This window comes from Serratia proteamaculans, assembly GCF_008830365.1.
Lineage (GTDB): Bacteria > Pseudomonadota > Gammaproteobacteria > Enterobacterales > Enterobacteriaceae > Serratia > Serratia proteamaculans.
The window spans coordinates 457,533-470,483 of sequence record NZ_WBKI01000003.1 but is presented as its reverse complement, the minus strand read 5'-3'; the positions used below and the strand labels follow the sequence as shown (position 1 = coordinate 470,483).

Sequence of the window (12,951 nt, the reverse complement as noted above, 5' to 3'; positions counted from 1 at the left end):
CCATGAGCGAAACGGCAAGCTGGCAGCCAAGTGCACCCATCGCCAATTTGTTGAAGCGCGCAGCGATCCTGACTGAGATCCGGCGTTTCTTCGCCGATCGTGGCGTATTGGAAGTTGAGACGCCAACCATGAGCCAGGCGACGGTCACCGATATCCACCTGTTCCCGTTCCAGACGCGTTTCGTCGGGCCCGGCGCGGCGGATGGCCTGACGCTGTACATGATGACCAGCCCGGAATACCACATGAAGCGCTTGCTGGCGGCGGGTAGCGGTCCGATCTATCAGATGGGGCGCAGTTTCCGTAATGAAGAAGCCGGCCGTCACCACAACCCTGAATTCACCATGCTGGAGTGGTACCGTCCGCATTACGACATGTACCGGCTGATGAACGAGGTGGACGATCTGCTGCAGCAGGTGCTGGATTGCGACAGCGCAGAAACTCTGTCGTATCAGCAGGCTTTCCTGCGCCATCTGGATATCGATCCGCTGTCAGCGGAGAAGGCACAACTGCGTGAAGCGGCGGCCAAGCTGGATCTGAGTAACATTGCCGATACGGAAGAAGATCGCGATACGCTGTTGCAGTTGCTGTTTACCGTCGGCGTGGAGCCACACATTGGCCGTGACAAACCGGCGTTCGTTTATCACTTCCCGGCCAGCCAGGCGTCGCTGGCGGAGATCAGTACCGAGGATCACCGGGTGGCGGAGCGTTTCGAGGTTTACTTCAAAGGCATTGAGCTGGCGAATGGCTTCCGTGAACTGACGGACAGCCGCGAACAAGGGCAGCGTTTTGCCCAGGACAACCGCAAGCGTGCGGAACGTGGCCTGCCACAGCACCCGATTGATAACAACCTGCTGGATGCTTTGCAGCACGGCATGCCTGAATGCTCCGGTGTGGCGTTAGGGGTTGACCGCCTGGTGATGTTGGCCTTGGGTGCCGAGAGCCTGAGTGAAGTGATTGCCTTCCCGGTTGGGCGCGCGTAACCGACGATTCGTCATTGTCGCAATAAAAAAGGGTTCGGCCATGGCCGAACCCTTTTTACATTCTGCGCTTACAGACTGCCCGATTCGCGTTTGGTGTTTGGCGCTGGCGTTGACGGCGGAGTACGGCCATTACTGGTCAAGCGCGATAGCGTTTCGCTGCGTACCTGGAACGGTGGGTATGGCAGTGTAATGCCATGCTCGCGGTAACCGGCCAGAATCAACTGATGGATCTCGTGGCGTAGCGGCATGCGGTGACCCATCTCGGCGGCGTAAATACGCAGCTCAAAGATTTGAATACCCTGCTGCAGATCGACCAGATATACCTCTGGTGCTGGGGTATCCAACACCAGCGAACAGCGCTCGGCGGCGTTGGTCAGGATCTTGGTCACCTCTTCGCTGTTGGCTTCTCCCGGCGCGGGCACGGTCAGTACTACACGGGTCAGGTTGTCCGACAGCGACCAGTTAATGAACTGCTCGGTGATAAACGCCTTGTTCGGCACAATGATCTCTTTGCGGTCCCAATCCGAAATGGTGGTGGCGCGAGTATTGATCTTGGTAACGCTGCCGGTCAGGTTGCGGATCGTTACGGTATCGCCGATGCGGATCGGTTTCTCGAACAAAATGATCAGGCCGGAGATAAAGTTGGAGAAGATCTCCTGCATACCGAAGCCCAACCCCACGCTGAGCGCGGTCACGACCCACTGCAGTTTTGACCATTCAATGCCGATCCACGAGAAGCTGAGCAGGGCGCCGAACAGCAACAGCAGGTACTTGGTGATGGTGGTAATGGCATAGCCGGTGCCCGGCGTCAGGTCCAGGTGTTGCAGTACCGCCAGCTCCAGCAGTGCCGGCAGGTTACGTACCAACTGCATGGTGACAATCAGCACCAGAATGGCGATCAATACCGCACCCAGGGTAATCGGGTGCGCGGTATCGACGCCATTGACCGTCGAGCTGACGTTCCACAGGGTGATATTTTCCAGGAAGCTAAAGGCGGAATGGATCTCTGACCACAGCACGATCACCGACACCAACGCGATCATGGTCAGGATCGAACGAACCAGCCGCAACGACTGGGCGCTGATGGTGTCCAGATCGATCTCCGAATCATCCAGGTCCATCGAGCCTTCGGTACTGTTAGGCGTGTGTGAGCTTTCTTCCTCACCGCGAGCACGCTGGGCCAGGATATCGGCGCGGCGCTGCTTGGCACGGTCAAAGGCGATACGACGCCGCTGGATCAGCATCCAGCGGCGAATAATATGGTAAATCACCAGCAGGAAGAACCAGATGGCGACCGAGGTTTCCAGACGCGCCAGCAGCGCCTGTGAAGTGGTCAGGTAGCCGACGGCCGAGGCCAGCGCTGCCAAAACCGGTGCCGACAGCAGCAACCCCCACAGCGCGGTGTTGACCATGTTCTCGCCGGAGCCTTTCTTGTCCAGATACAGCGGGATCCCGGCACGTTTCAGGCTGTTGGTCACGAGAGCCAATGCCAGACACAGCAAGATAAAGCACAGCCGGCCGAGAGTGTTGGCAAATTCGCGTTCTTTCAGGCTGTCGAAGGTGATCAGAGCCATGATCAGCGGCACGATCAGCCAGATCGACATTTTGTAGTAACGCATGGCGCGCGAAACCTGTTTCGCCGGCCAGCGGAAATGAACGATAAACAGCCCTTGTGGATGGGCGAAGGCGGCGCAGATCATACAGACCCACAAGATCGGCAACGTGGCGGTGACGCCCTTACCGATGGCTTCGGCTACCGGGTAGTTCCAGGCACTTTGCAGGCCAAAGCCGAGCGCAGCCCACAGTACCGGCAGCGGCAGCGCCACCAGAATCGACCAGAACACGGTGCGTACCGTCAGGAAGAACTCATCCTGGGTGACTTTGCCCACCCGGCTGCTGGCGCGTGTCAGGAAGGCGTGGTAGTGCTTGCGGGAACTGATGCTGAAAATCACCAGCAACAGGGCGCCGAAAATGGGGATCAGCGTTTCTTTGCTGGTGACCATCATCATAAAGGCGCCGCCGAGCTGCGACAGCGTATCCAGTGACAGTAACAGGGTGAGATCGTGCGCCACGTTAATCGGGTAGGACAGGTTGATCGGATTAATGTCCGGTACCCAGAACAGATAGCGGTGGGTGGCGTCCCGGATTTCGTTCAGCGCTTCAATCAGCTGGGTGTTGGCGACTTTCAGCTTGGTCAGTTCGAGAATTTGGGTATCACAACCCGAGAGCAGTGAATTCAGCAGTTCGCGCTGGGTACGCAACTGGGCGTCAACGATACGCCGTTCCGCGCTGGTCAGCTCACTGCCGTCGTCGCGCTTAAACTCACGCTGTGAGAGCTTCTCCAGCTGGCTTTCAAACTGCAGCCGTTGCACGCGGAGTTGGGCCATATCACCGTCCAACTGCTGCGGCTTGGGCATTTCCGGCAGTGTCGCCACCTGGGCACGCAGGGTTTCACCCAGCGCCGATGAGGAGCCGAGCCACTGGGCCTGTTCGATGATGGTGCTTAATGCCTGGCGCACCTGCAGCGTTTGCGCGGCAGCCTGACGTTGTTGGGATGAGATCAGATCCATGCGCTGGGCCTGATTGTTCAACGCGGCGGAAAGCTCGCGGTTGATCTGTAGCTGCTGGCTGATGCTTTTCGGCAGGTCACCGTTCTGCTCGGCCAGCTGCTCGGTTTTTTCCAGTGCCAGTTCGGCTTCACGCTGCCGCTGGGCATTGAGGTTATTACGCAGCGCCTGCAGCTGGATGTCGATTTTCTCGTGGCGCTTTTTGTAGACCTCGGCGCGCATCCGCGCCAGTTCCTGGCGATTATTGGCCGACAGTTGTGCCAGTTCGAGTTCATCGACTTTGGCCTTGCGCGCAGCGGCTTCGGTTTGTAATAACGCCAGAGCGGCCTGAGCATGCGGGGTGGTCGGGTTGGCGGGCTGAGCCTGCAGGCGGCGCTGTACTTCCGTCAGCGCCCGGCGAGCATCGGTCTGCTGCTGGGGCAATTGGCCAAGAGAATCGCTGATTTCCCGCGTTCGCTCCTGTTCCTGCTGTAACAAACGAGCCTGTTCCAGCAGCAGGCTGCTGGTTTGCAGGATCTGCTGCTCGAGATCGCTGGCCGGCAGGTTATCGCCGTTCGGCAGGATCTTACTGTCTTCCACCACTAATTGACGGCGCAGTTCCTGCGTCATCTTCGGGAAATCGTCGATCACCCGCTGATACTGCTCAACGCGGGTCAACGACTCTTTGCGTTCCGATAACCAGTTAAGGGCGCTTTGCAGCGCCTCAGTGGTTTCCGCCTGATTAGGTGCGTTCTTGGTGCTCTCTACCTGCTTCAGCTCCTGTTTAAGCTGATTTTCGGTAGGCACCGTGGCGGCCAGCACCGATTGAGACAATAAACAACCGAGCAATAGCGTGATAATCAGGCGCACAGTATCAATTCCCTTAGATCTGCGGTGTTTGTGCGGCGGCAGGTACAGCCGGGATTTCTGCGAAGGCCTCGCCCATGCGGGTCACGGTGCCGTTGTTCAACTGCGGGGCAAACTGCACGCTGCCTGGGGTAAACAGGTTGATGACCGTTGAGCCCAACTTGAAGCGGCCCATTTCTGCCCCTTTCTCCAGTGTGATAGCGCCTTCAGTGCCTTCTGCCGGATAGGTCCAGCGTTTGATGACGCCTTCGCGCGGTGGCGTAACGGTGCCGGACCAAACGGTTTCGATGCTGCCAACGATGGTGGCACCCACCAGGATTTGCACCATGGGGCCGATGGCGGTATCGAATACGCAGATCACACGCTCATTGCGGGCAAACAGATTTGGCACGTTGGCGGCAGTCAGCGGGTTGACGGAAAACAGGTCGCCCGGGACGTAAATCATTTCGCGCAGCACGCCGTCGCACGGCATATGCACGCGGTGATAATCACGAGGTGCCAGGTAAGTGGTGGCAAACAGGCCATTGCGGAACGGCTCGGCCAGCATGTAGTTGCCGGCCAGCAGTGCTTCCAGGCTGTAGTAATGGCCTTTGGCCTGGAAAATCTGGTCGTCGTTGATTGGGCCGAGTTGGCTAATCGCACCGTCGGCAGGCAGCGCCAGCCAGTTGGCATCGCTGACGATAGGACGCACGCCATCACGCAGCGGGCGCACAAAGAATTCGTTGAAGCTGGCGTAAGAACTTAGCTCTGGGTGTTGCGACTCTTGCATATTCACACGGTAGTAACGGGCGAATGCCTTCAGTACCAGCTGGGTCAGCCAGCCGGCCTTTTTATCCGCGCCCCAGCCAGCCAGACGGGTCAGCGCCAGCTTGGGTAACCAATACTGCAATTTAATTTTGATGCTATCCAGCACATTAACCTCGTGAATCGGGGTAAAGGGCGCGCATTGTAACCGTGGCTCCGCCACAGTCAACGCCGCCCGGTATTATCAGCCTGCGGCGTCGGTAAAGTTCTTGCGAACCTTCACGGATGCCATGCTTTCCAGAATGCGATGGTAGTTTTCAAAACGCTCTTTCGCGATATCGCCTTTCTCCATCGCGCCGCGGATGGCGCAGCCTGGGTCGGTGTCGTGGCGGCAGTCGCGGAATTTACAACCGCCCAAATAGTCACGGAATTCGACATAGGCTTGAGTCACTTGTTCCGGCTCCAGATGCCACAGACCAAACTCACGCACACCCGGTGAATCGATCACATCGCCGCCGTGCTGGAAATGGTACAGCCGCGCGGCGGTGGTGGTATGTTGCCCGAGGCCTGAGACATCGGAAACCTGATTTACCAGAATTTGCTTATCGCTCGGTGGCAGCAGGGCATTCAACAGGCTGGATTTACCCACCCCGGACTGGCCGGCAAAGATACTGATGCGATCAACCAGAGCTTGTTCAAACGCCTCCATGCCTTCACGCGTCTGGCTGGAGACTTCCAACACCCGATAGCCGATATGGCGATAGATATCCATCATGCCGTCGACGTGCTTGCGTGCTTCGGCATCCAGCAGATCGATTTTGTTCAGTACGATCAGCGGTTCGACCTCCAGTGTTTCACAAGCCACCAGGTAGCGGTCGATCATATTCAGTGACAGCTCTGGCAGGATCGCGGAAACGATGACGATCTGATCGATATTGGCGGCGATGGGTTTCACGCCGTCGTAAATGTCAGGACGATTCAGGACGGAAGTGCGTTCATGCACAGCCTCGACGATGCCTTTGACCCCTGCATGAGTGCCGACGCCAGGGCGCCACACTACGCGATCGCCGGTTACCAGCGAACGCAATGTCCGGCGGATATTGCAGCGGTGCTGGGTGCCATCCGCGGCTTCAACGTCGGCATGCATGCCGAAGCGGCTGATGACGATGCCGTCCTGCGGCTCGCCCAGTTGGGAATCATCCAATTCCGGTTTCTTATCAGTGCGTTTCAGGCGACGTTGATGGTTCGCCTGCACGCGGCGTTCTTGACCTTTGGACAGTTTGTTCTTGCTCACTGCGCCTCACTTGAATCCGCTTTATCGCTCATGGCGACCAAAACGACTATGATACACGCTATTTTATATTAAATAACCGTTGTTAGCCGCTACGCGCAGCGGACCTCCGTCGGTAAATAGCCAGCGCCGGTCGCCGCCTTGTCTGCAGTTTGTTTATCTTTTGGCTTTTACGCAGGAAATATCATGACAGGAAACGAAAATAACCTGATTTGGATCGATCTGGAGATGACCGGATTGGATCCTGAACGCGATCGTATTATCGAGATCGCTACATTGGTCACTGACGCCAATCTGAACATTCTTGCGGAAGGGCCGGTGATCGCCGTGCATCAATCCGATGAGCAGCTTGGCCTGATGGATGACTGGAACGTGCGCACTCATACCGGCAGTGGGTTGGTGGAGCGGGTGAAGGCCAGCCAATTCGATGATCATGCCGCTGAGCAGGCCACCATTGCCTTCCTGCAGCAGTGGGTGCCGGCAGGTAAATCACCGATCTGCGGTAACAGTGTGGGCCAGGACCGCCGTTTCCTGTTCCGTTATATGCCTGAGCTGGAAGCCTACTTCCATTACCGCTATCTGGACGTCAGTACCTTGAAAGAGCTGGCGCGCCGTTGGAAGCCGGAAATTCTCAGCGGTTTTAAAAAGCAGGGCACTCATCAGGCAATGGATGATATCCGTGAGTCGGTGGGCGAATTGGCCTATTACCGTGAGCATTTCATTAAGTTGTAATGGATGCACGACCCCTTAACCGGGGTCGTATTGTCAAAAGCGGCCGATCCCGCCGCTTAATTAGCCAGTTTGGCGCTTTAATCGGCAATCAAACAAAAAACGTGTTTTTTTGCTTTCAGGGGCTTGCGGCAGAAAGGATTTCTCGTATAATGCGCACCCCGTACCGATGAAGAATTTCGTTTAGTTCCGACATCGTTACGCCGGGCGGGAATAGCTCAGTTGGTAGAGCACGACCTTGCCAAGGTCGGGGTCGCGAGTTCGAGTCTCGTTTCCCGCTCCAAATTCAACAATGCTGCTTTATGTGGCGTGATGAATAAAAAAGTATCAGGTAGTACCCATGCGACGCGGGAATAGCTCAGTTGGTAGAGCACGACCTTGCCAAGGTCGGGGTCGCGAGTTCGAGTCTCGTTTCCCGCTCCAAAAAATTCAAAGGCCATGTTGTTGTTTGATGGCCGGATGCACAAGCATCTCAATGCGGGAATAGCTCAGTTGGTAGAGCACGACCTTGCCAAGGTCGGGGTCGCGAGTTCGAGTCTCGTTTCCCGCTCCAATTTTATCTTCGGTTTAACTTAGTCCAACGCCTTTATCGGCGCGGCTTCTTGTCCCGTTATACATACCCTGTCGAAATGTTGTGAACAGACTTATCCACAGGTAGCGTACATAATACCCTCAGCTCAAAAAATCAACGCCACAGAAATGAAATATTTATTGCATTGATTTGTAAGCATTTTTATTTATCGAAAAACGTTATACCGATCACTTGCTCTTTTTGTTGCAGTTGAAAGACAAAGCATTTTTATTTTTATGCACAAATCCACAGAGTGACTGTTGGGCCTGGAAGCAAGGGTTTAGGCATCCCTCGGTAATCCTTTTTCCACAGCCCGAATCAATCGTTTTTTCTGCGTTGTCTGTACTTCTATACCCTGTGCCTCGCGCCGTCCCAACTGCTGCTCCAGCGCCCAATGAATATGTTCGTCCAGCATGGCGTCCTGTTCCAACCGGGAGCGCAGCGCAATGACTATCGCATCCTGATAAGGGGCATTGCCTAATGCCACGGCAATATTACGCAACCAGCGCAAATGGCCGATTCGCCGGATAGCGGACCCTTCGGTAATGCGCAGGAATTTCTCTTCCGTCCAATCGAACAGTTCAATCAGTTGCGGCGCATGCAACGCAGCTCGTGGGCTGAAGTCATCTTCGTCTGTGAGCTGTGAGAAACGGTTCCACGGGCAGATCAGTTGGCAATCATCGCAGCCGTAAATACGGTTGCCTAACAGTGGGCGGAACTCTTCCGGGATCGCGCCCTCCAGTTCGATGGTGAGGTAGGAGATGCAGCGTCGGGCGTCCACCGTGTAGGGCGCGACGATGGCGCCGGTCGGGCAGGTGGTGATACAGGCGACACAGCGGCCACATTGTTCCTGTTGCGGCTTGTCTACCGGCAGGGGCAAATCGATCAGCAGTTCGCCGAGAAAGAACCAGGAACCGGCTTCGCGATTGAGAATGAGTGAGTGTTTACCAACCCAGCCAATCCCGGCCTTGGAGGCCAAGGCGCGTTCCATCACCGGTGCGGAGTCAACAAAAGGGCGAAAATTTAGCTCGCCGCAATAGGCCTGGATCTGGTCGCCGAGCTTTTTCAGCCGTTGGCGCAGCAGTTTGTGATAGTCCCGCCCCAGCGCATAGCGGCTGACATAGCCCAATTCAGGGTTTTGTAATGTGCTGGCAAAGGCCGCTTTGGCCGGCAGGTAGTTCATGCGAACACTGATGACTCGCAGCGTGCCGGGCAGTAGCTCATGCGGCCGGGCGCGCAGCATGCCGTGGCGCGCCATCCATTCCATTTCGCCGTGGTATTGTTTGTCCAGCCACGCCTGCAGTTTGGGCTCTTCCGCGCTGAGATCGGTGTCGCAGATGCCTACCTGCTGGAATCCTAGCGATTGGCCCCATTGCTTGATATGTTGGGCTAGCTGATTGAGATCGAGGGGGTGAGTCATGACGGGCCACAGTGAAAAACAATACTCTGACAGTTTATCACACTCTGTCTGGTCTGCGGACTGGATCCGGCGTGCGGAAGCCCGCGCCGCCGCCTCGCAAGGTATTTCACTATACCAACTGATGCAACGTGCCGGAGAGGCCGCTTATACCCTGGCGCTTGACCAATACCCGGCCGGCCACCACTGGCTGGTGCTGTGCGGTCATGGCAACAATGGCGGTGACGGTTACGTGGTCGCCAGACTGGCTGCGGCGGCTGGTGTCAAGGTCAGCCTGATCGCCTGCGAAGGCACGCGCCCACTGCCGCCTGAGGCTGCCGAAGCACGGCAGGCCTGGCTGGCTGCTGGCGGCGAAATTCTTCCGGCTGAGAGCCATTGGCCGGAAAGCATCGACCTGATTATCGACGGCCTGCTTGGCACCGGGTTGAGCAGCGCACCACGAGCGCCGTACCCTGCCCTGATTGAAACCGCTAATCGCCACCCCGCACCGGTTATCGCACTCGACATTCCCTCTGGCCTGTTGGCTGAAAGCGGCGCTGCGCCTGGGGCGGTGATCCGCGCCAGGCACACTATGACGTTTATTGCCCTCAAACCGGGCCTGTTGACCGGTCAGGCCCGTGACTGGGTCGGGCAACTTCATCAGAGTACGCTAGGATTATCTGGCTGGTTGGCGAAGCAACCGACACAGATTCAGCGGCTTACTGCCGAGTCCTTGCCCCAGTGGCTGAAACCGCGTCGTCCCTGCTCACATAAAGGTGAACAAGGGCGTCTGCTGGTGGTCGGTGGCGATCACGGCTTTGGTGGCGCGATACGTATGGCGGCAGAAGCGGCATTACGCAGCGGTGCAGGACTGGTGCGAGTACTCACTCACATTGAGCATGTTGGACCCTTGCTGACCGCCAGACCTGAGCTGATGGTGCAGCCTTTGAGTGATGAGGCGCTGCAACAGGCACTCGAGTGGGCTGATGTGCTGGTCGTGGGACCGGGATTAGGTCAGGGAGAATGGGGTAGGAATGCGCTGAAAGTATTGCAAGCCAGTGATAAACCGGCGTTATGGGACGCGGATGCGCTTAACTTACTGGCATTAAACCCCGAGAAGCGTCAGAATCGTGTGATTACCCCGCATCCTGGGGAGGCGGCACGCCTATTGGGGTGCCGTACCGCCGAGATTGAGAGTGATCGCTTACTTGCAGTGCGTAACCTGGTGGCGCAATACGGTGGCATAGCCGTGCTGAAAGGTGCCGGCACGCTGATTGCCGATCGGCAAGGCCAAATGGCGATCGCTGACGTCGGCAATGCCGGCATGGCTTCTGGCGGGATGGGTGATGTCCTGTCGGGCATCATCGGCGGTTTGCTGGGGCAAAAGCTCTCGCTGTATGATGCTGCCTGTGCCGGATGTGTGGTGCATGGCGCAGCCGCCGATCGCGTGGCGGCAAGACAAGGAATCAGGGGGATGCTGGCGAGTGATTTACTGCCTGAAATTCCTTATTACGTTAATCCTGAGTTGGCATAAATAGAAACTATCGAATGAAAGAACTCGTTTTACCTCTGCCGGATGAGGCAGCGACTGTCGCATTGGGAGCCGTCTTGGCTAAGGCGTGCGATCGTGCCAGCGTAATTTATCTTTATGGTGACCTGGGTGCCGGTAAAACCACCTTCAGCCGGGGTTTCCTGCAGGCATTGGGGCATCAGGGCAACGTTAAAAGCCCAACTTACACGCTGGTGGAGCCGTATGCGCTGCAACCGCTGGCGGTGTACCATTTTGATCTGTATCGCTTAGCCGATCCGGAAGAACTCGAATTTATGGGTATTCGCGATTATTTTGCGCAGGATGCCATTTGCCTGGTGGAATGGCCACAGCAGGGCACGGGCGTATTGCCGGAACCGGATCTGGAACTGCATCTCAGCTATCAGGATCAGGGGCGAGAGGCAAAAATTCAGGCGGTTTCCGCCTACGGCAGCCAGCTTTTAGACCGTATTCACGGGCCACAGGAATGACGCCGCAATGACGTATGCGTTGAGAAAACTACTCGTAATCGCCCTGATCGCCGTATTGGGGCCCTTGGGTGCGGCCAGTGCGCTGGCGGCATCGTCGCTGTCTGATATTAAAGTCACCAATGCCCAGCGCGAAGCTACGGTTTCGGTGAGCTTCAATGGCCCGCCGGATTATGCCTTCTTCCCTTTGCACGGACCTGACCGGGTGGTCCTGGACGTTAACCAGAAAGGCAAAGTTGGCGGTCTGCCGCTGAATTTTAGCGGACAAAACCTGGTGAAAAGCATTCGCTCCAGTACGCCGAAAGATGCCCAGAGCGTGCGGTTGGTGTTTGATCTGACCCAGCGCGCGAAGACCCGGGTGGCGACACGCCAGAGCGGCAGTATTTATACCGTGGTGTTTACCATTGCCGCCGAAGGCCGTGCGAATACAAATGTCGTGCGTAAAGCCCCGGTGCCGGTGCCTGCTCCGGTGGCCGTGAGCCAGCCAACAGGCCAAACGCCGGTGGTGAGTGAACCTGAGCCTGAGCCAGTCCCGGTGCGTAAAGCACCGAGCGGTTCGAACCCCTTCACCAATAAGCCAACAGTGGTTGCAGGTACCGCATCGGAAGTTACGCCGCGCAGCAGCCGCGTTTCCGCAGGTTCCGGCGATCGGGTCGTGGTGGCGATTGATGCCGGTCACGGCGGTCAGGATCCGGGTGCCATCGGGCCGAACGGTCTGAAAGAGAAAAATGTCACTATTGCCATCGCTCGTCGCCTGCAGGCGTTGCTGGATGCCGATCCTCAATTCAAACCAGTCTTAACCCGTAATGGCGACTACTTCATCTCGGTGATGGGACGTTCCGACGTGGCGCGTAAGCAGGGCGCAAACGTGCTGATCTCCATTCACGCCGATGCTGCGCCAAACCGCAGTGCCAATGGGGCCTCGGTTTGGGTGTTGTCCAACCGCCGCGCCAACAGTGAGATGGCGGGCTGGCTGGAACAGCATGAGAAACAGTCTGAATTACTGGGTGGGGCGGGTGATCTGCTGGCCAACAGCCAGGCGGACCCTTACCTGAGCCAGGCGGTGCTGGATCTGCAGTTCGGTCACTCGCAACGCGTGGGTTACGATGTCGCGGTTAAAGTCTTGCAGCAGTTGCAGAGCGTCGGTTCATTGCATAAACGTCGTCCGGAACATGCCAGCCTTGGCGTGTTGCGTTCGCCGGACATTCCATCATTGCTGGTGGAAACAGGATTTATCAGTAATAGCACGGAGGAGCGGCTGCTCGGCAGTAGCGCGTATCAGGAAAAAATTGCCAAGGCGATCCATAACGGCCTGCGCAGTTATTTCCTGGCGCATCCGCTACAAGCCGACCCAAAGGTGGAAAACCGACCGCTGGACGTCGCAGCGGCGGTTAACTCCTCAACACCAGACGTCAGTCAGCCTGCACCGATCGTCAGTTCGACCGGCAGCAGCCGCATTAGCGGTAAAACACAGATTCACGTGGTGAAACGGGCGGAAACGCTCTCCGGTATCGCCGACAGTTATGGCACCACCATGGCGGCGTTGCGTGAGTTGAACAAGCTGAAGAAGGATGGCGTGTGGGTCGGCCAGCGCCTCAAAGTACCGGCGGGTAAAACTGCCGCTGCCAACACGGTCGCCAAGGCCAAGCCCAGCGTGAAGAAGCCGTCGAAGCACAAAGTGAGCCGCGGTGATACTTTGACATCTATTGCCAGTCGTTATGGTGTCAGCGTCAGCGACCTGAAACGCGTGAATAAACTGAAGTCGGACGTCGCGCCGCTGGATCGGACGCTGACCATTCCGCAGGCCTAGT

The 12,951-nt window shown here is 57.1% G+C and carries 9 protein-coding genes and 3 tRNA genes; 8 read left to right on the top strand and 4 right to left on the bottom strand.

The genetic code is table 11. The features are described 5' to 3' along the window. Positions 1-2 precede the first annotated feature (2 nt). Positions 3-980, top strand: a complete 978-nt coding sequence (gene epmA / locus F8R23_RS15725; RefSeq protein WP_099064460.1) for an elongation factor P--(R)-beta-lysine ligase — start codon at positions 3-5, stop codon at positions 978-980. Positions 981-1,048: 68 nt separating this feature from the next. Here the strand turns inward: epmA and mscM are convergent, their stop codons facing one another. From mscM to rsgA, 3 genes are all read right to left on the bottom strand, one after another. After that, positions 1,049-4,396 carry a miniconductance mechanosensitive channel MscM gene (gene mscM / locus F8R23_RS15720; RefSeq protein WP_129935268.1) on the bottom strand — a complete coding sequence of 1,116 codons (3,348 nt, stop codon included), beginning with the start codon at positions 4,394-4,396 and terminating at the stop codon, positions 1,049-1,051. 13 nt (positions 4,397-4,409) lie between these two features. Further along, complete coding sequence (gene asd, locus F8R23_RS15715) at positions 4,410-5,306, bottom strand: archaetidylserine decarboxylase (protein WP_129937991.1); 897 nt, start codon at positions 5,304-5,306, stop codon at positions 4,410-4,412. A 75-nt stretch (positions 5,307-5,381) separates the two neighbouring features. Then, positions 5,382-6,431, bottom strand: a complete 1,050-nt coding sequence (gene rsgA, locus F8R23_RS15710) for a small ribosomal subunit biogenesis GTPase RsgA (protein WP_078459334.1) — start codon at positions 6,429-6,431, stop codon at positions 5,382-5,384. 183 nt (positions 6,432-6,614) lie between these two features. Here rsgA and orn point away from each other — a divergent pair, with 183 nt between their 5' ends. The 4 genes from orn (at position 6,615) to F8R23_RS15690 (ending at position 7,710) form a co-directional block, all read left to right on the top strand. After that, a complete protein-coding gene (orn, locus tag F8R23_RS15705) occupies positions 6,615-7,160 on the top strand; it encodes an oligoribonuclease (RefSeq protein WP_129937990.1) in 546 nt (181 codons plus the stop codon). Between the two features lie 204 nt (positions 7,161-7,364). Then, positions 7,365-7,440: transfer RNA gene (locus F8R23_RS15700), tRNA-Gly, on the top strand. Between the two features lie 64 nt (positions 7,441-7,504). Further along, positions 7,505-7,580: transfer RNA gene (locus tag F8R23_RS15695), tRNA-Gly, on the top strand. 54 nt (positions 7,581-7,634) lie between these two features. Beyond that, positions 7,635-7,710, top strand: a tRNA-Gly gene (locus F8R23_RS15690). Between the two features lie 298 nt (positions 7,711-8,008). Here F8R23_RS15690 and queG read toward each other — a convergent pair. After that, entirely contained in the window at positions 8,009-9,148 is a 1,140-nt protein-coding gene (queG, locus tag F8R23_RS15685; protein WP_099064464.1) for a tRNA epoxyqueuosine(34) reductase QueG, read from the bottom strand. Here queG and nnr point away from each other — a divergent pair. Genes nnr through amiB form a run of 3 tightly spaced genes read left to right on the top strand, consistent with a single transcriptional unit; the run spans position 9,147 to position 12,950 of the window. Continuing rightward, positions 9,147-10,658: a bifunctional ADP-dependent NAD(P)H-hydrate dehydratase/NAD(P)H-hydrate epimerase gene (nnr, locus tag F8R23_RS15680; RefSeq protein WP_129937989.1), complete on the top strand. Its 1,512-nt coding sequence runs from the start codon at positions 9,147-9,149 to the stop codon at positions 10,656-10,658. The two genes, queG and nnr, sit on opposite strands and share 2 nt — an antisense overlap. Before the next feature lie 14 nt (positions 10,659-10,672). Continuing rightward, entirely contained in the window at positions 10,673-11,143 is a 471-nt protein-coding gene (gene tsaE / locus F8R23_RS15675) for a tRNA (adenosine(37)-N6)-threonylcarbamoyltransferase complex ATPase subunit type 1 TsaE (protein WP_012004890.1), read from the top strand. A gap of 7 nt (positions 11,144-11,150) precedes the next feature. After that, entirely contained in the window at positions 11,151-12,950 is a 1,800-nt protein-coding gene (gene amiB, locus F8R23_RS15670; RefSeq protein WP_151415794.1) for an N-acetylmuramoyl-L-alanine amidase AmiB, read from the top strand. Position 12,951 lies beyond the last annotated feature (1 nt).